The sequence below is a fragment of the Streptomyces sp. NPDC014733 genome (assembly GCF_043083385.1).
In the GTDB taxonomy this organism is placed as follows: domain Bacteria; phylum Actinomycetota; class Actinomycetes; order Streptomycetales; family Streptomycetaceae; genus Streptomyces.
Genome location: NZ_JBIBYO010000003.1, coordinates 141863 through 159044 on the forward strand (window position 1 = coordinate 141863; position 17182 = coordinate 159044).

Genomic DNA, 17182 nt, shown 5'->3' on the forward strand with positions numbered 1-17182 from the left:
CCGCCGCCGCTCCGCATGTCCGCCGCACCGCGCCGGGTGCACGCCTCAAAAGCGGTACGCCGCACCCCGCCGGGTACGGCGTACCGCTCGCGCGGCCCGTCAGCGGGCGGCGGGGACCGTCACCATGTGGCGCGGAGCTGGCGGATGATCCGGCGGCGCAGCCGCACCCGGCGGCTGCCGTCGGGGTTGAGGCGCAGGCGGTCCAACTCCCAGTGCCCGTACTCGGCGTGGTCGGTCAGCAGGCGTGTGGCAGCCTTGCGGGAGACCCCCCGCGGCACGTACACATCGCAGAATTCGTATTCCGGCATCGCATCTATTGTGCGGGACCGGCCCCGGTACGGATAGCGTCTGCACCATGTCTGATGCTGCGCAGCCTTCCGCTGCCGAGGTACGTGCCGCCGCCGAGGCGGTCAAAGCCGCACTGGACCGTCACCTCGACGCGGTGGAACGCCGCTCGGGGCAGGACGATCCCGCCGTCTACGCCGCGTTCGACGAACTCGCCGCCGCGGCAGAGGTCTACGACGAGCTGCTCTACGACACCTACGACGAAGTCACCCCCTTCGAGATCCCCGGAAGCGACCATCTCCCCGCCTACCAGGGGCCGGAGGAACCCAGCGCGGTGAGCGTGCTGATCCGCCGGGACTACGCGGTCGCCGATCCGCAGCGACTGCGTCATCAGGCTCAGCGCGTCGCCGATCTCGATCCGGAGACCGCGGACGACGTGGCCCGAGCTCCGGGGGAGAGCGGTGCCGCGGTGGTGGGCTCCAGCGTGTATGCGGCGCTCGGCGTGCTCTTCGGCGAGTTCGAGCCGGACGAAATCGCTTCCCGGCACAAGGAGTTCGGTCTGGAGGAGGGCGACTCCACGCTCTGGGTCGCGGCTGCCGACGACCCGCCGGAGCCGGGGGAGTGGCTGTCGGAGCCGTTCGAGGACATCGATCCGCAGCAGGTGGTCTGCCGGTTCGACGTCAGCTCGGTCTTCGACGAGGAGCTGGACGAGGAGCAGGACACCGCAGGGCCCGACCGGCGGCGCTGAGCGGCGGCTTTCCCGTCCGGGAGCGGAGCTGACCGGACTGAGGGAGCCGACCGGACCGACGGCTCGGGAGTGTCGGGTTCGGGACTGCCTCGGGGAGCGGGGAGCGCGTGTGCGTTTCCGGCTCCCCGGGGCAGTGGGCTGCCGGGCCTGTCCCGGCGGGCGCGGCGGGAGCGCTTTCGGCCCGACGCGCCCACCCGCGGCCGCGCCGGTACGGGCCTTGGCCCCACCGTCGCCGCTGCTGCCCTCCCGCCTCAGTCCGTCTGTCCTCAGACCGCCTGTCCTCAGTCCGTCTGTGCGGCCTCCGCCGCTGCCTGGGCGTTCTGCTGCTGGAGCAGGGTGCGCAGGCGGGTGGTCCGCTCCTTGGCCGGGAGGTCGGCGACGGCGCGGGAGAGGGCCTGGTCCACGCCCTGGACGACCGACAGATGGCGTTCGCCGCGGCTGAACGCGGTGTAGACCCAGGCCCGGTCCAGCCCCTGGGCGGCGTCACCGGGCAGCACCACGACGGCCGCCGGCCAGCGCATCCCGGCCGCCTGATGGGCGGTGAGCGCCCAGCCGTGCCGGACCGCACCCGCCTCGACGCGGGCGCGCCCGACCACGAGAGGGGTGCCGTCGCAGTCCAGCCGCAGGCCGTCGGCGTCCGCGCCGGTGACCGTGGCGGGCACGGTGCGGCCCGGGGCGGGGCAGTAGGCGACGCGGTCCCCGGGGTCGAAGCCGCCGAACCGGCCGGGGCCCGGATTGAGCCGTTCCTTGAGCGCGGCGTTGAGCGCGCGAGTGCCGGCCGAGCCGCCGTGGCCGACGGTGATGACCTGCGTCTCCCGCGGCGGTACGCCCAGCGCCCGGGGCACCGAGTCGGCGACCAGCTGGACGGTGCGGTGCACCGCCTCGCGGGCGTCCCGCACGGGGACGATCACCACCTCCTTGCCGGGCGCCTCCACCGGGTTCAGCTCCCCGATACCGATGCCGGAGACCAGCTCCCCGATCGGGCCGAAGTCGGGGGTGCGCGAGGCGATCTGCGGGCAGCAGCGGGCGGCCAGCAGATCGGCGAAGAGACGGCCGGGGCCCGCGGACCAGAGGACCCCCGGGTCACCGCTGAGCACCAGCCGGACCCCGTCGGCCAGCGACTCGACGAGCGCCGCCGCGGTCTCCAGATCCAGCTGCGGGGCGTCCAGGACGACGAGGAGATCGAGGGCGAGCGCCCCGTCCGCGTCCCGGCCCGGGCCCTCCCGGCCCGACAGCAGCCCGGCGACGGTGACGGCCGCCGCACCGGCGTCCGCCGCCGCTTCCGGGGCGTCCGCGGCGGTGAGCTGGGCGGCGAGCCGGGCGCGGCCGTTGCCGGTGTGGGTGGCGGCGTAGGCGCGCAGGCCCAGGGCGCGGGCGGCGGTGACCAGCGCGGCGGGCTCGGCGCGGGCCGCCTCGGCGCCGGTGTGGGCCACCAGACCGCTGTGGGCCACGGCCCGGATCAGCTCGGCCGCGGAGGGCGAGGGAGCCGCCGCTGCCGCGGCCTCCCACCGCGCAGCGGAGGGCCGTGCCCGCTCCTCGGCCGGAGCGCTCCCCTCCGGGGCGCCCGCCCCGTCCCCGGCCCGCTCCGCGGCTTCCGGCTCCGGCTCCGCGGCCACCTCACCGGCTTCTGCTTCCGCCGCCTCCACGGCTTCCGGCCCGGCCTGCTCGGTCTCTTCGGCCTCGGTGCCGGGGGTATCCGGCTCCCCGTCCCCGGCCGCCTCGCAGGTGCTGAGCAGCCGGGCCAGTCCGTCGGCGACGCTCTCCTCGGCCATCGCGTAGCGGTCGAGGCCCAGCAGCACCCGGACCGGGGTCTCCTCCTCGTCCTCCGGGGCGGGACGGGCCGTGGCCGGGGTGTCGAGGGCGTCCTGGAAGACGAGGGCGGCGCCCTCGGCGAGGGCGAGCTGGAGGGCCTCGTCCGGATCCGGCACCGCCCGCCGGGCGAGCGCCTCCCGCAGCGCGGACGCCTCCAGGGCGGAGTGTCCGGCCAGCGCGGCCTGCTCCAGCAGCCAGCCGACGAGCGCCACGGCGCGCCGCTCGTCACCGGGCCCGCAGGCGGCGCCCAGCAGCGCCCGCGCGAAGGTGTCGGCCTGCTCGGGCCGGACGCCGGGCACCGCCAGCAGCTGCCACGGGTCCTCGCGCAGCACCTCTCCGGCCCGCTCGCCGAGCACCTCGGCCGCCTTGCCCGCCAGCGCCTCCGGGGCGCCGCCCGCCGCCAGCACCTGGCGTACGCCGTCGAGGCCCGCGGCGGTGGGCGGCAGCGGACGCGGCGGGGCGGCCGGCGCTGCCTGCCGGACCTCGACGGGCGGGGCCGCGGCCCGCGCCGGAGCGTCACCGCGCGCCCCCGGAGCGCCCTGCGGAGGCCGCCCGCCGCCCGCCTGGCCTGCCGTCGGAGGCGTCGCGGCGGGCCGGGCGGCCGGAGGGCGCGGTGCGTCGGCGAAGAAGGACGCGGCGGAGCGCTCGCCGCTCTCCACCGCCCGCACCGCGGCCGCCAGCGCCGCCGCCGTGGCCTTCCCGCCCGGAGCCGGGGCGCCGGGCGCGGCCTCACCGGCGGCCGCCCCGGCCGTGCCCTGCGCGGCCCCGGCCCGGCCCGCCGCCTCGTCACCCGAAGGAGCGGTCGCCGCACCGTCACCCGGGGAAGCCTGCTCCGCCGGGCCCTCCGGAGCCGTCGGCTCTCCCGGAGCGCCCGCCTCCGCGGCGGCGGGCGGGCTGCCCGGCGCGGCCTCCTGCTCGGGCGCGGTCTCGCCGGAGGGGCGGTCGGTGCTCACAGCGTGCTCCAGTGGTGATCGGGACAGTGGTGGTCCGGGGCCGACACGTCGTCCAGCGCCCGGGTGATCTCGTCAGGAAGCGTAAGCGCCTCCACTGACAACGCCGCCGCGAGCTGCGCCGATGTCCGGGCGCCGATGAGCGGGGCGACGACCCCGGGGCGGTCGCGCACCCACGCGAGCGCGACGTGGAGCGGGGTGACGGCGAGTCCGTCGGCCGCGGTGGTGACCGCGTCGACGATGCCGTCGCACCGCTTGTCCAGATACGGCGCGACGAACCCGGCCAGCCGGTCCGAGGCGCCCCGCGAATCGATCGGGGTGGCGCGGCGGTACTTGCCGGTGAGTACGCCGCGGCCCAGCGGTGAGGCGGGCAGCAGACCGAGGCCCAGGTCGCGGGCGGCGGGCAGCACCTCCCGCTCCGCGCCGCGCCGGAGCAGCGAGTACTCCAGCTGTGCGCTCGCCAGCCGGGTGCGCACCGCGGGCTCGGCCAGCTGCCAGGTGGCGGCCTTGGCCAGCTGCCAGCCGGAGAAGCCGGCGAGCCCCGCGTACCGCGCCCGGCCGCTGCGGACGGCGGTGTCCAGCGCCTGCAGCGTCTCCTCCAGCGGGGTGTGCGGGTCGAAGGCGTGCAGTTGCCAGAGGTCGACGTGGTCCGTGCCCAGGCGGCGCAGCGAGGCGTCCAGCGCGGCGAGCAGATGGCGGCGCGAGCCGTCCACCCGGCGGTCCGGCTCCAGGACGCTGCCCGCCTTCGTGGCGATCACCAGATCGGTGCGTGGCACCAGGCCCTCCAGCAGCCGTCCGAGCAGCCGCTCGGCGCCGCCGTCGGCGTATATGTCCGCGGTGTCGACGAGGCTGCCGCCCGCCTCCCAGAACGTCTTGAGCTGCTCGGCCGCACCTCGCTCGTCGGTGTCGCGCGCCCAGGTGAGTGTGCCGAGCCCGATACGGGACACGCGCAGACCCGTACGGCCGAGATGCCGTTGCTCCATGCGGCCCGAGGTTAGTGGCCGTCCGCCGCGCGCAGGAGACCTGTGGACAACCGCCGGTGACGCCGGGCGCCGGTGCGCGCTAGAGTCCCCGCAACGTGACGTTACTGATCGGTAAGGGGAGCGGCATGAGGCTTGGCATCAACCTCGGTTACTGGGGCGCCGGGATGGACGGCGACAACCTCGCCGTGGCGCAGGAGGCGGACCGGCTGGGCTACGCGGTCTGCTGGGCCGCCGAGGCGTACGGATCCGACGCCCCCACGGTCCTGTCCTGGGTCGCCGCCCGCACCGAGCGGATCGACGTCGGCTCGGCGATCTTCCAGATCCCGGCCCGTACCCCCGCGATGACCGCGATGACCGCGGCCACCCTCGACTCGCTCTCCGGCGGCCGCTTCCGCCTCGGCCTCGGCGTCTCCGGCCCGCAGGTCTCCGAGGGCTGGTACGGCGTGAAGTTCGACAAGCCGCTCGCCCGCACCCGCGAGTACGTCGACATCGTCCGCAAGGCGCTCTCCCGCGAACGCCTGTCGTACGAGGGCGCGCACTGGACGCTCCCGCTGCCCGACGGCCCGGGCAAGCCCCTCAAGCTCACCGTCCACCCCACCCGCGAGCGCATCCCGCTCTACATCGCGGCGATCGGCCCCAAGAACCTGGAGCAGACCGGCGAGATCGCCGACGGCGCGCTGCTGATCTTCCCCTCGGCCGAGCACCTGGAGGAGACCGCCCTCGCGCCCCTGCGGGCGGGCCGCGCCAAGGCCGGGCTGACGATGGACGGCTTCGACGTCTGCCCGACACTGCCGCTCGCCGTCGGCGACGACGTCGACGCGCTCGCCGACATGTTCCGCCCGTACACCGCGCTGTACGTCGGCGGCATGGGCAGCCGCAAGCAGAACTTCTACAACAAGCTGGCCACCCGCATGGGGTACGGCGCGGAAGCCGCCGAGATCCAGGACAGGTACCTCTCCGGCGACAAGGACGGCGCGGCCGCCGCCGTGCCGCGGCAGCTGATCGACCAGACCTCGCTGCTCGGCCCCGTCGAGCGGATCGCGGAGCGGATGCAGGCGTACGCCGCCGCGGGCGTCACCACGCTGACGCTGGCGCCCGCCGGATTCACCCTGGACGAGCGGATCGCCGCCCTGCGCGCGGGCACCGAGGCGCTGGAGAAGGCCGGGCTCGCCTGATACGGAAGCCGCCCGGTGCACGGGCACCGGGCGGCTTGCGGACCGCGGCCGTGGTGAGGGCTCGGGGGTCTCCCCGCCACGGCCGTCGCCGGGGACAACGGCCCGCCGACCACCCGGTTACGCCCCTGCTCGTTCGCACGGAGGAACGATCCTCCGCCTCCGGTTGCCGGGCCCGCCGACCCGCTTTTGACTTTCCCTCCAGGCGTGTCCTTCGGAGGTGGCGCTGATGCTCTCGGCCCGGAGCCTGTTCCAGGAAATCCTCGACAACGACGAGGCGTACCGACTCTTCTGCTCCATCGCCGCGGGCGGCGAGGCCCAAGGCGGCTGGGAGAACGGACGGATCGCCGCCCTCATCCCCGAGGGAAGGCGCGACCTGGCACCGAAGGCCGCCCGGCACGGCGCCGACGAGGACAAACACGGCCGGATCTTCCGCGCCCTGCTGCGCAAACGCGGTCTGGAGGCGGCCACCGTCCCCGCCGCCACCGACTACACGATGCTCCTGGAACGCCGCGGCATCGGCCTCGCCCACGACCGGCTGCGCGCCGCCGCGCCGCTGACCGAGGAGGACGTGGTCACCTACCTCGCGCACAGCCGGGTCACCGAGCAGCGCGCCTCCGAGCAGATGCGGCTGCTGCGCAAGCACTTCGGCGACCACCCCGAGCTGGGCCGCGCGGTCCGGATGATCTCCCAGGACGAGGACAACCACCTCGCCTACTGCCACGAGGAACTGCTCCGCCTCGCCCGCGACGGCCACGGCCGCGCCATCCAGCGGATCCTGCGTGACTGCGCGCTCGCCGAGATCGCCGTCTACCGGGACGTCAGCCTCGCCGTCATGGACCACATGGGCCGCATCCTCGGCTGGCCCGCCCCCAAGGCGGCCCTGCTCGCCGTCGGCATCCGCCTTCTCTACGGCTACGAACGCCTCGTCGGCTGGCACCGGATGGTCAGCCTCCGGATGCCCGAGCGGCGCGACGCCCTGAGCGGGCCGGTCACCGAGTACGCCTGAGCCGGGCCCCCACGGGCCCGCTCACAGCCAGCCGCGCCGCTTGAACAGCCCGTAGAGCGAGAACTCGATGACCGCCATCGCCAGCAGCACCCCGGCATAGCCGAAGCGCAGCCCCAGCTCCGGCATGTGGCGGAAGTTCATGCCGTAGATCCCGGCGATCAGCGTCGGCACGGCGGCCAGCGCCGCCCACGCGGAGATCTTGCGCATGTCGTCGTTCTGCCGCACCCCCATCTGCGCCAGATGCGCGGAGAGGATGTCGGACAGCAGCCGGTCCAGGCTGTCCACCGAGTCGTTGGCGCGCGCCAGATGGTCACCGACGTCGCGGAAGAAGGGCCGCGAGCCGTCGGGCACGAACGGCACGCCCCGGTTCTCCTGGAGGCGCGTCAGCGGCTCGGTCAGCGGGCCCGTGGCGCGCCGGAACTCCATCACCTGGCGTTTGAACGCGTAGATCTCGGCGGCGGTGTTGCGGCTCTCCGAACGGTCCGGGGAGAAGACCTCGGCCTCCAGGTCCTCCAGATCCGCCTGCAACTCCCCGGCCACCTCGATGTAGTGGTCGACCACCGCGTCGCCGACCGCGTAGAGCACCGACGTCGGGCCGTGCCGGAGCGTCTCCGGCTGGTGCTCCAGCCGCCGCCGGACCGCTGCCAGCGGGCCGGTCTCGCCGTGCCGGACGGTGACGACGAACGCGTCGCCGACGAAGACCATCAGCTCCGTCGCGGTCACCGTGGCGGTGGTGTCGTCGTAGGCGACCGGCTTGAGCACCATGAACAGCGAGTCGTCGTAGACCTCCAGCTTCGGCCGCTGGTGCGCCTTGAGGGCGTCCTCGACGGCCAGCGGGTGCAGCCCGAACTCGCCGCTGATCCGCTCGAACTCCTCCGGGGTCGGCTCGTGGACGCCCAGCCACAGGAAGGCGTGGCCGCGCTGCCGGCGTGCCTCCTGGAGCGCGCTCGGGAAGTCCTCGGGCCGCTCCGTGCGGCGCCCGTCCCGGTAGATGGCGCAGTCCACGATCACACCAGGCATTCTCACCCCGGCCCCGCACTCCTGCCAGGGAACGGCCCCCGCACTCCTGCCGGGGAGCCGCCCGGGGAACGTAGGGTGGCCGCCATGCCCACGCTGATCCTGGTGCGGCACGGCCGCTCCACCGCCAACACCTCCGGCGTCCTCGCGGGCCGGACCCCCGGAATCGCCCTCGACGAGCGCGGCACCGCACAGGCCGCGGCGCTCCCCGCGCGGCTGGCGCAGGTGCCGCTGGCCGCCGCCGTCACCAGCCCGCTGCAGCGCTGCCGCCAGACGCTCCGCCCGCTGCTCGACGCCCGCCCCGGGCTGCCGTCGCACATCGACGACCGCATCAACGAGTGCGACTACGGCGACTGGTCGGGCCGCAAGCTCGCCGAGCTGAGCGGCGAGCCGCTGATGGAGGTAGTCCAGCGCCACCCGTCGGCCGCCGCCTTCCCCGGGGGCGAGTCGATGCGTGCCATGCAGGCGCGCGCCGCCGACGCGGTCCACGACTGGAACGCCCGTATCGAGGCGGCGCACGGCCCGGACGCCACGTACCTGATGTGCTCGCACGGCGACATCATCAAGGCGCTGGTCGCCGAGGCGCTCGGCCTCCACCTCGACCTCTTCCAGCGCATCTCCGTCGAGCCCTGCTCGGTCACCGCGATCCGCTACACCCGGCTGCGCCCCTTCCTCGTACGGCTCGGGGACACCGGGGACTTCGGCGGGCTGCTGCCGCCGCCGGACGCGACGGGCGCCGGGGACGGCGGTGAGGCGGCCGTGGGCGGTGGTGCGGGAGCACCGTGATCAGCTGGCGCAGTAGGGTGGTGCGACGGCGCTGTCCGTGACACCTCTGCGAACCGTGCCGTGAGCGCACTGACCGCACTGATCCCAGGGGCCGCAGCGACCGCTCAGCCCCCGCAGTCGAGCAATCGGAGCAGGACCTTGTCCCGTCAGGTGTTCTTCTACGACGCGCCGGACCGCTTCGTGGCCGGTACGGTCGGGTTGCCTGGCCGCCGGAGCTTTTTCCTCCAGGCCACCGCGGCCGGCCGGACCACCAGTGTCGCCCTGGAGAAGACGCAGGTCGCCGCGCTCGCCGAGCGGATCGACGAGTTGCTGGACGAGGTGGTGCGGCGCAGCGGCGGCAACGCCCCGGTACCGGCCGTCGCCCCCGCCGAGCTGGCCGACACCGCGCCGCTGGAGACGCCGGTGGAGGAGGAGTTCCGCGTCGGCACCATGGCGCTCGCCTGGGACGGCGAGGACGAGCGCATGATCATCGAGGCGCAGGCGCTGGTCGAGCTGGACGCCGACAGCGAGGAGGACCTCGCCGAGGCCGAGGAGCGGCTGCTCCAGGACGACGAGAACGGTCCGCCGATGCTGCGGGTACGGATGACCGGCACCATGGCGCGCGCCTTCGCCAAGCGCGCCCTGGAGGTGGTGAACGCCGGGCGCCCGCCGTGCCCGCTGTGCAGCCTGCCGCTCGACCCCGAGGGCCATGTCTGCCCGCGCCAGAACGGCTACCGGCGGGACGCCTGACCGCCATGGAACCCACCGCAGAACCGGCACTCCCGGGGCCCGCCACACCACCGGGCCGGCCCGAGGCCACCGCCACCGGGCCCCGGGACGTTCAGGAAGGCTCCCTGAAGGACGACCACGTTCAGGCAGGCTCCCCGAACGACACCGACTCCCGGGAAACCTTCCTGAACGACGAGAACCTTCAGACAGCCTTCCTGAACGCGGGCGAGCTGACCGTCCGCGGCCGTATCGAGGAGGCGTCCAACGCGGTCCTCTTCTGCACCGTGACCCACGAGGGCCGCACCGTCGACTGCGTCTACAAGCCGGTCGCGGGCGAACGGCCGCTGTGGGACTTCCCCGACGGCAACCTCGCCCAGCGGGAGGTCGCCGCGTACGAGATATCCCGGGCGACGGGCTGGGGGCTGATCCCGGCCACCGTGCTGCGGGAGGGACCGTACGGCCCCGGCATGGTGCAGCGGTGGATCGAGGTGCCCGAGGCGGACGCCGAGGAGATCCCGCCGCTGCTGGCACTGGTCGAAGGGGACGAGCCGGGGCCGGGCTGGAAGGCGGTCGGGTTCGCGGAGACCGGGCAGGGGCGTCCGGCGCTGCTGGTCCACGCCGACGACGTGCGGCTGCGGCGGCTGGCGGTGCTCGACGCCGTCCTCAACAACGGGGACCGCAAGGGCGGCCACCTGCTGCCGGGGCCCGGTGGGCGGCTCTTCGCCATCGACCACGGCGTGACCTTCCACACCGACGACAAGCTCCGCACCCTGCTGTGGGGATGGGCCGGGGAGCCGCTGCCCGACGAGGCGGTCACGGTGCTGGAGCGGCTCCGCTCCGCGCTGGCGGAGGGCCTTCCGCTCGCCGCCCGGCTGGCCGAACTCCTCACCGCCGCCGAGACCGCCGCGCTGCGCGCACGGGTCGCCGCACTGCTGACATCCGGCCGTCATCCCGAGCCCGGCGGCGACTGGCCGCCGATCCCCTGGCCACCGGTCTGACACGCCGCCGGACCCGGCGCACCGGGCGTCGGCGGGCGGCGTACGAGGGGCGCGCGCCACCGCCTGATGCACGTTCCGGCATCGAACGCAAGAACGCCTATCCGGTCGTTACCGGCCCTCCGGTTCGTATGCGGAACCAGCATCCGGTTAGTCTCAAGACATGCATGCATGGCCCGCTTCTGAGGTCCCCGCCCTGCCTGGTCAGGGCCGCGACCTGAGGATCCACTCCACCGCGACCGGCGGACGGGTGACCCTCGACCCCGGTCCCGTCGCCCGTATCTACGTCTGCGGCATCACTCCGTACGACGCCACCCACATGGGGCACGCGGCGACCTACAACGCGTTCGACCTGGTTCAGCGCGTGTGGCTCGACACGAAGCGCCAGGTTCACTACGTGCAGAACGTCACGGATGTCGACGATCCGCTGCTGGAGCGGGCCGTCGCCACCGGGGACGACTGGACGGCGCTCGCCGAACGCGAGACCGCGCTGTTCCGCGAGGACATGACGGCCCTGCGGATGCTCCCGCCCCGCCACTACATCGGAGCCGTCGAGGCGATACCCGGCATCGTCCCGCTCGTCGAACGGCTCCGTGACAGCGGCGCCGCCTACGAACTGGACGGTGACATCTACTTCTCCGTCTCCTCCGACCCGCACTTCGGCGAGGTCTCCGGACTCGACGCCGAGGCGATGCGGCTGCTCTCCGCCGAACGCGGCGGCGACCCGGAGCGGGAGGGCAAGAAGAACCCCCTCGACCCGATGCTGTGGATGGCCGCCCGCGACGGCGAGCCGAGCTGGGACGGCGGCTCGCTGGGCCGCGGCCGGCCCGGCTGGCACATCGAGTGCGTCGCCATCGCCCTGGAGCACCTCGGCATGGGCTTCGACGTCCAGGGCGGCGGCTCCGACCTGGCCTTCCCGCACCACGAGATGGGCGCCTCGCACGCCCAGGCGCTGACCGGCGAGCACCCCTTCGCCAAGGCGTACGTCCACGCCGGGATGGTGGCGCTGGACGGCGAGAAGATGTCGAAGTCCAAGGGCAATCTGGTCTTCGTCTCGGCGGTGCGCCGCGACGGCGTCGACCCGGCGGCGATCCGGCTGGCGCTCCTGTCCCACCACTACCGCAGCGACTGGGAGTGGACCGACGCGGTGCTGGCCGAGGCCGTGGACCGGCTGGCGCGCTGGCGTGCCGCGGTCTCCCGCCCCGACGGCCCGCCTGCGGAGGCGCTGCTGGAGGAGGTCCGTACGGCGCTCGCCGACGACCTGGACTCGCCCGCGGCGCTGGCCGCGGTCGACCGCTGGGCCGCCGCGCAGGAGTCCGGCGGCGGCAGCGACGAGGGCGCGCCCGGTCTGGTCTCGCGCACGGTGGACGCACTGCTGGGCGTCGCGCTCTAACCCCTCACCGGCCCGGAAGGGGCGCCTCCGCAGCGGCGGGGGCGCCCCTTTTGCGTGCGGAGCGCCGACGGGGAGACCCGGGTACGCGGACGGGCGGGGCCGGACCGCTCCGGTCCCGCCCCGCCCGTCCGTGGCTCTCCCGCGGGCTACCGCCCGCCGTCGGCCTCCGGCCCGTCCGGCGGCTCGCTCCCGGCGTCCTTCGGGTCCCGGGCCTCCTTGGGGAGCCGGGGCCAGGTGCGGCCGGATTCGGTCTGCGGGTCCCGGCGGCGCAGATAGCGCTCGAATTCCCGGGCGATGGCGTCGCCGGACGCCTCCGGCAGATCCGCGGTGTCCCGCGCCTCCTCCAGCGTCTGGACGTACTCGGCGACCTCACTGTCCTCGGCCGCCAGCTGGTCCACGCCCAGCTGCCAGGCGCGGGCGTCCTCGGTCAGCTCGCCCTGGGGGATGCGGATGCCGAGCAGGTCCTCCAGGCGGTTGAGCAGCGCCAGGCTGGCCTTCGGGTTGGGCGGCTGGGAGACGTAGTGCGGCACCGCTGCCCAGAGGCTGACGGCCGGCACCCCGGCGTGGGTGCACGCCTCCTGGAGGATGCCGACGATGCCGGTGGGGCCCTCGTAGCGGGACTCCTCCAGATCCATGCGGGTGGCCAGGTCGGTGTCCGAGGTGACGCCGCTGACCGGCACCGGCCGGGTGTGCGGGGTGTCGCCGAGCAGCGCGCCGAGCACCACCAGCATCTCCACGCCCAGCTCATGGGCGAAGCCGAGGATCTCGTTGCAGAACGAGCGCCAGCGCATGCTCGGCTCGATGCCGCGGACCAGCACCAGATCGCGGCGGCGGCCCTTGCCGTCGGAGTCCTCGATGCGGACCACCGACAGCCGGGTGGTGGGCCAGGTGACCTTGCGGACGCCGTCCTCCAGGAAGACGGTCGGGCGGTTGACCTGGAAGTCGTAGTAGTCCTCGGCGTCGAGCGCCGCGAAGACCTTGCCCTGCCATTCCCGGTGCAGATGAGCGACCGCGGCGGAGGCGGCGTCGCCGGCGTCGTTCCAGCCTTCGAACGCGGCCACCATCACCGGGTCGATCAGCTCGGGAACACCCTCCAGCTCGATCACCCAGCGCCTCCTTCCGGCCGGTGTCCCGCCGCTGAGCGGCCACCGGCACCCCGTTTCCTTACGTGCGCTCCCAGCCTACGGGGTCCACGGCGTCCGGCCGCAGCCCCTGTGCACGAATGAGTGCTCATTCATCCGAGGTGTTCGGAAGGACCTTCGAGCGCGGGGCCACCGCGCCCGGTGCCGGCCCCCGTCACCCCCCTCGTCCGCACCCGCTGCTCCACCCCGGCGAGGTGGACCGTCGCCCACGCCCGCGCCGCCTCCGCGTCGCCCGCGCGCAGCGCGGTGAGGATCGCGCGGTGTTCGGCGAGCGTCCGGGCCACCGCGTCTCGTTGCGCCAGTCCGCCCCGGACCTGGGCCCGGGTGGCCGGGCCCGACAGGCCCTCCAGCAGCGCGCAGAGCACGGAGTTGCCGGACGCGGTCGCGATCCGCCGGTGGAACTCCAGGTCAGCGGCGGCCAGTTCGGCCTCCGACGGCTCGGGGCCCAGCGCGTCCAATCCGGCCTCCAGCGCGTCGAGTTCGTGCGCGGCGACCCGTCCGGCGGCCATCGCGGTGGCGGCGGGCTCCAGGATCCGGCGGACGGCGAGGAACTCCAGCACCGTGTCGTCGCGGTGGAAGTCGACCACGAAGCTCAGCGCCTCCAGCAGCAGCCGCGGGGCGAGGCTGGTGACGTAGGTACCGTCGCCCTGCCGTACGTCGAGGATGCGGATCAGCGACAGCGCCCGCACCGCCTCGCGCAGCGAATTGCGGGACAGGCCCAGCTCGGCGGCGAGTTCGCTCTCCCTGGGCAGCCGGTCGCCCGGCCGCAGCGTCCCCGAGACGATCATCCCCTTGATCTTCTCGATGGCCTCGTCAGTGACCCCCACGGCCGACCTCCCCGTTCGGAACCGCCGGACATCCGCCTCCAGACATCCGATGTCTGGGACATTATGGCCCGGCCTCCGACGGCCGTCGCACCTCGTGCCCGCACATGCCGGAGGGGCGGCCCCCTACGGGAACCGCCCCTCCGGCAGGCCGTACGCACGCGGCGTACGTTCCGGGCTCAGCCTTCGAGCATGCCCTTCACCTTGGCGCGGACGTCCTCCGTGTCCAGGCCGCGGATGGTCAGCGTGGTACGGCGGCGCAGCACGTCGTCCACGGTCTCGGCCCACTCGTGGTCGCGGGCGTAGGCGACCTGCGCCCAGATCTCCGGCGCGTCCGGGTGGATGCGCTCGGCCAGCTCCGGGTTCTCGTTCGCCAGGCGCGCGATGTCGAACGACAGCGAGCCGTAGTGCGTGGCGAGGTGGCGCGCGGTCTCCGGGGCCATCTGCGGGCCGTCGGCGGTGCCGTCGACCAGCAGGCGGTGGGCGACCGCGTTCGGGTTGGCGATACCGGGCAGCGGGAGCTTCTTCGGCAGGCGCGCGATCGGCTCCATGTCACCGGCCAGCGGGTGGCCGGGGAGCGCGGCGAGCTTGTTCATGACCGTACGGCCGATGTGGCGGAAGGTCGTCCACTTGCCGCCCGCGACGGACAGCATGCCGCCGCTGCCCTCGGTCACGACCGTCTCGCGCTTGGCCTTGGAGGTGTCGCCCGGGCCGCCGGGCAGCACCCGCAGACCGGCGAACGAGTAGGTGATCAGGTCGCGCGAGAGCTGCTGGTCACGGACGGAGAAGGCGGCCTCGTCCAGGATCTGGGCGGTGTCCTTCTCGGTGACCGCGACGTCCGCCGGGTCGCCCTCGTACTCCTCGTCGGTGGTACCGAGCAGCAGCATGTCCTCCCAGGGGAGGGCGAAGGTGATGCGGTACTTGTCGATCGGGGTGGCCAGCGCCGCCTTCCAGGGGGAGGTGCGCTTGAGGACCAGGTGCGCGCCCTTGGAGAGGCGGATGGAGGGGGCCGCGTTCGGGTCCTCCATCTTGCGCAGGTGGTCCACCCACGGGCCGGTCGCGTTGAGGACCAGGCGGGCGCTGACGCCGAACTCCTCGCCGTCCGTGCGGTCCTTCAGCTCGGCACCGGTGACCCGGCCCTGGGTGAAGCGCAGCCCGGTGACCTCGGCGTGGTTGAGGACCGTGGCGCCGGCCGCGACGGCGGCGCGGACGGTCATCAGCGCCATGCGGGCGTCGTTCATCTGGTCGTCGCCGTAGACCGCGACGGCCTTGAGGTTGTCGGTCCGCAGCTCCGGCACGTCGCGCTGGGCCTTGGCCGGCGATATGACGTGGCCGACGCCGTCGCCGAACGCGGAGAGCGCGGAGTAGGCGAAGACACCGGCGCCGAGCTTGGCCGCGCCGTGCGGGCCGCCCTTGTAGACGGGCAGGTAGAAGGTGAGGGGGTTGGCGAGGTGCGGCGCCACCTCACGGGAGACCGCACGCCGCTCGAAGTGGTTCTCCGCCACCAGCTTCACGGCGCCGGTCTGCAGGTAGCGCAGGCCGCCGTGGAGCAGCTTGGAGGAGGCGGAGGAGGTGGCGCCGGCGAAGTCGCCGGCGTCCACCAGGGCCACCCGCAGTCCGGCCTGCGCGGCGTGCCAGGCAGTGGAGATGCCCAGGATGCCGCCACCGATCACCAGGAGGTCGTACGTCGCCTTGGACAGCTGTTCCCGGGTTTCGGCGCGGCTCGGGGTCGAACCGTCGGCCGGGTGCGTCCCGAGTGCCGGGACGCTCTGCAGGGTGCTCATCAATTACTCCTCGACAGTGTCGTCGTCGAGCCAGCCCATGGAGCGTTCCACTGCCTTGAGCCAGCTCTTGTACTCGCGGTCACGGGTGGCCGCATCCATCCGGGGGGTCCATTCGGCGGCCCGGCGCCAGTTGGCGCGCAGCTCGTCGGTGCTGGACCAGAAGCCGACGGCCAGACCGGCCGCGTAGGCAGCGCCGAGGCAGGTCGTCTCGGCGACCATCGGGCGCACCACCGGCGCGTCCAGGAAGTCCGAGATGGTCTGCATCAGCAGGTTGTTGGAGGTCATACCGCCGTCGACCTTGAGTGCGGTCAGCTCGACGCCGGAGTCCTTCGTCATGGCGTCGGTGATCTCGCGGGTCTGCCAGGCGGTGGCCTCAAGAACGGCGCGGGCGATGTGCGCCTTGGTGACGTAGCGGGTCAGGCCCGCGATCACACCGCGCGCGTCGGAGCGCCAGTAGGGGGCGAACAGGCCGGAGAAGGCCGGGACGAAGTACGCGCCGCCGTTGTCGTCGACGGTGGAGGCCAGCGTCTCGATCTCCGCGGCGGAGTTGATCAGGCCCATCTGGTCGCGCATCCACTGCACCAGCGAACCGGTGACGGCGATGGAGCCTTCCAGCGCGTAGACCGCGTCCTGGTCGCCGATGCGGTAGCCGACCGTGGTCAGCAGCCCGTTGTACGAGTTCACCGGCTGGTTGCCGGTGTTCATCAGCATGAAGGTGCCGGTGCCGTACGTGGACTTGGCCTCACCCTGCGAGAAGCAGGTCTGGCCGAAGAGCGCGGCCTGCTGGTCACCGAGGGCGGAGGCGACCGGGACACCGGCGAGGGCGCCGGCGGCGGTGGTGCCGTAGACCTCGGCGGAGGACTTGATCTCCGGGAGGACGGCGGCGGGGATGCCGATCGACTGGAGGATCTTCTCGTCCCACTCCAGCGTGTGGAGGTTCATCAGCAGGGTGCGCGAGGCGTTGGTGACGTCCGTGACGTGCACACCGCCGTTCACGCCACCGGTGAGGTTCCAGATGACCCAGGAGTCCATGGTGCCGAAGAGGATGTCGCCGCGCTCGGCGCGCTCGCGCAGCCCCTCGACGTTGTCCAGCAGCCAGCGGATCTTCGGGCCCGCGAAGTACGAGGCCAGCGGCAGGCCGGTCTCGCGGCGGAAGCGGTCCTGGCCGACGTTGCGGCCCAGCTCCTTGCAGAGCGCGTCGGTGCGGGTGTCCTGCCAGACGATGGCGTTGTGGACCGGCTCACCGGTGTGCCTGTCCCACAGCAGCGTGGTCTCGCGCTGGTTGGTGATGCCGATCGCCTTGACGTCGTCGGCGGTGACGCCGGCCTTCGCGACGGCGCCGGCCACGACCTGCTGGACGTTGGTCCAGATCTCGGCGGCATCGTGTTCGACCCAGCCGGGCTTGGGGAAGATCTGTTCGTGCTCCTTCTGGTCGACCGACACGATGCGGCCGTCCTTGTCGAACACGATGCAGCGGCTGGAGGTCGTGCCCTGGTCGATGGCCGCGATGAACGGACCGTGACCGTGGGAGGAGGTGGAGGGGGTGTCGCTCATGGTGTGCTCCAGTGATTCTG

General features: G+C 73.7%; 15 protein-coding genes. 7 read left to right on the top strand and 8 right to left on the bottom strand.

What is annotated here, in order from left to right; all coding sequences use genetic code 11:
- Positions 1–119: 119 nt before the first annotated feature.
- A complete protein-coding gene (locus tag ACF1BH_RS08900; protein ID WP_018537156.1) occupies positions 120–308 on the bottom strand; it encodes a DUF5703 family protein in 189 nt (62 codons plus the stop codon).
- Positions 309–355: 47 nt separating this feature from the next.
- Between ACF1BH_RS08900 and ACF1BH_RS08905 the strand changes: the two genes are divergently transcribed.
- Positions 356–1033 carry a hypothetical protein gene (locus ACF1BH_RS08905; RefSeq protein WP_391641745.1) on the top strand — a complete coding sequence of 226 codons (678 nt, stop codon included), beginning with the start codon at positions 356–358 and terminating at the stop codon, positions 1031–1033.
- A 281-nt stretch (positions 1034–1314) separates the two neighbouring features.
- On the opposite strand, the gene ACF1BH_RS08910 is transcribed toward ACF1BH_RS08905, so the two are convergent.
- Together ACF1BH_RS08910 and ACF1BH_RS08915 are read right to left on the bottom strand one after the other, a co-directional pair.
- Positions 1315–3798 (bottom strand): helix-hairpin-helix domain-containing protein, encoded by a 2484-nt coding sequence (locus ACF1BH_RS08910; RefSeq protein ID WP_391641746.1) that lies wholly within the window; start codon positions 3796–3798, stop codon positions 1315–1317.
- The gene (locus tag ACF1BH_RS08915; protein WP_391641747.1) at positions 3795–4778 is read right to left on the bottom strand and encodes an aldo/keto reductase; all 984 of its coding nucleotides are present in this window, start codon (positions 4776–4778) and stop codon (positions 3795–3797) included. Before ACF1BH_RS08915 ends, ACF1BH_RS08910 begins: the two co-directional genes overlap by 4 nt.
- A gap of 125 nt (positions 4779–4903) precedes the next feature.
- On the opposite strand from ACF1BH_RS08915, the gene ACF1BH_RS08920 reads away from it, so the two are divergent.
- Complete coding sequence (locus ACF1BH_RS08920) at positions 4904–5953, top strand: LLM class F420-dependent oxidoreductase (protein ID WP_391641748.1); 1050 nt, start codon at positions 4904–4906, stop codon at positions 5951–5953.
- A 226-nt stretch (positions 5954–6179) separates the two neighbouring features.
- A complete protein-coding gene (locus ACF1BH_RS08925) occupies positions 6180–6959 on the top strand; it encodes a ferritin-like domain-containing protein (RefSeq protein ID WP_391641749.1) in 780 nt (259 codons plus the stop codon).
- Positions 6960–6980: 21 nt separating this feature from the next.
- Here the strand turns inward: ACF1BH_RS08925 and ACF1BH_RS08930 are convergent, their stop codons facing one another.
- Complete coding sequence (locus tag ACF1BH_RS08930) at positions 6981–7979, bottom strand: magnesium and cobalt transport protein CorA (RefSeq protein WP_391642187.1); 999 nt, start codon at positions 7977–7979, stop codon at positions 6981–6983.
- 84 nt (positions 7980–8063) lie between these two features.
- Between ACF1BH_RS08930 and ACF1BH_RS08935 the strand changes: the two genes are divergently transcribed.
- The 4 genes from ACF1BH_RS08935 (at position 8064) to mshC (ending at position 11858) form a co-directional block, all read left to right on the top strand.
- Entirely contained in the window at positions 8064–8762 is a 699-nt protein-coding gene (locus ACF1BH_RS08935) for a histidine phosphatase family protein (RefSeq protein ID WP_391641750.1), read from the top strand.
- Between the two features lie 138 nt (positions 8763–8900).
- Positions 8901–9491 (top strand): DUF3090 domain-containing protein, encoded by a 591-nt coding sequence (locus ACF1BH_RS08940; RefSeq protein WP_078654012.1) that lies wholly within the window; start codon positions 8901–8903, stop codon positions 9489–9491.
- Positions 9492–9496: 5 nt separating this feature from the next.
- Positions 9497–10468 carry an SCO1664 family protein gene (locus ACF1BH_RS08945; protein ID WP_391641751.1) on the top strand — a complete coding sequence of 324 codons (972 nt, stop codon included), beginning with the start codon at positions 9497–9499 and terminating at the stop codon, positions 10466–10468.
- A gap of 160 nt (positions 10469–10628) precedes the next feature.
- A complete protein-coding gene (mshC, locus tag ACF1BH_RS08950) occupies positions 10629–11858 on the top strand; it encodes a cysteine--1-D-myo-inosityl 2-amino-2-deoxy-alpha-D-glucopyranoside ligase (protein WP_391641752.1) in 1230 nt (409 codons plus the stop codon).
- Between the two features lie 146 nt (positions 11859–12004).
- On the opposite strand, the gene ACF1BH_RS08955 is transcribed toward mshC, so the two are convergent.
- From ACF1BH_RS08955 to glpK, 4 genes are all read right to left on the bottom strand, one after another.
- On the bottom strand, positions 12005–12964 hold the full coding sequence (locus ACF1BH_RS08955) for a PAC2 family protein (RefSeq protein WP_391641753.1): 960 nt from the start codon (positions 12962–12964) through the stop codon (positions 12005–12007).
- Positions 12965–13092: 128 nt separating this feature from the next.
- Positions 13093–13827: a FadR/GntR family transcriptional regulator gene (locus ACF1BH_RS08960; RefSeq protein WP_391641754.1), complete on the bottom strand. Its 735-nt coding sequence runs from the start codon at positions 13825–13827 to the stop codon at positions 13093–13095.
- 176 nt (positions 13828–14003) lie between these two features.
- The gene (locus ACF1BH_RS08965) at positions 14004–15608 is read right to left on the bottom strand and encodes an FAD-dependent oxidoreductase (protein WP_391641755.1); all 1605 of its coding nucleotides are present in this window, start codon (positions 15606–15608) and stop codon (positions 14004–14006) included.
- 3 nt (positions 15609–15611) lie between these two features.
- Entirely contained in the window at positions 15612–17162 is a 1551-nt protein-coding gene (glpK, locus tag ACF1BH_RS08970; protein WP_391641756.1) for a glycerol kinase GlpK, read from the bottom strand.
- Positions 17163–17182: the final 20 nt, after the last annotated feature.

Bases quoted from the DNA above. Each gene is read 5' to 3' on its own strand.
- ACF1BH_RS08900 (WP_018537156.1), bottom strand. From the start codon at position 308: ATGCCGGAATACGAATTCTGCGATGTGTACGTGCCGCGGGGGGTCTCC.
- ACF1BH_RS08905 (WP_391641745.1), top strand. From the start codon at position 356: ATGTCTGATGCTGCGCAGCCTTCCGCTGCCGAGGTACGTGCCGCCGCC.
- ACF1BH_RS08915 (WP_391641747.1), bottom strand. From the start codon at position 4,778: ATGGAGCAACGGCATCTCGGCCGTACGGGTCTGCGCGTGTCCCGTATC.
- ACF1BH_RS08920 (WP_391641748.1), top strand. From the start codon at position 4,904: ATGAGGCTTGGCATCAACCTCGGTTACTGGGGCGCCGGGATGGACGGC.
- ACF1BH_RS08925 (WP_391641749.1), top strand. From the start codon at position 6,180: ATGCTCTCGGCCCGGAGCCTGTTCCAGGAAATCCTCGACAACGACGAG.
- ACF1BH_RS08930 (WP_391642187.1), bottom strand. From the start codon at position 7,979: ATGCCTGGTGTGATCGTGGACTGCGCCATCTACCGGGACGGGCGCCGC.
- ACF1BH_RS08935 (WP_391641750.1), top strand. From the start codon at position 8,064: ATGCCCACGCTGATCCTGGTGCGGCACGGCCGCTCCACCGCCAACACC.
- ACF1BH_RS08945 (WP_391641751.1), top strand. From the start codon at position 9,497: ATGGAACCCACCGCAGAACCGGCACTCCCGGGGCCCGCCACACCACCG.
- mshC (WP_391641752.1), top strand. From the start codon at position 10,629: ATGCATGCATGGCCCGCTTCTGAGGTCCCCGCCCTGCCTGGTCAGGGC.
- ACF1BH_RS08965 (WP_391641755.1), bottom strand. From the start codon at position 15,608: ATGAGCACCCTGCAGAGCGTCCCGGCACTCGGGACGCACCCGGCCGAC.
- glpK (WP_391641756.1), bottom strand. From the start codon at position 17,162: ATGAGCGACACCCCCTCCACCTCCTCCCACGGTCACGGTCCGTTCATC.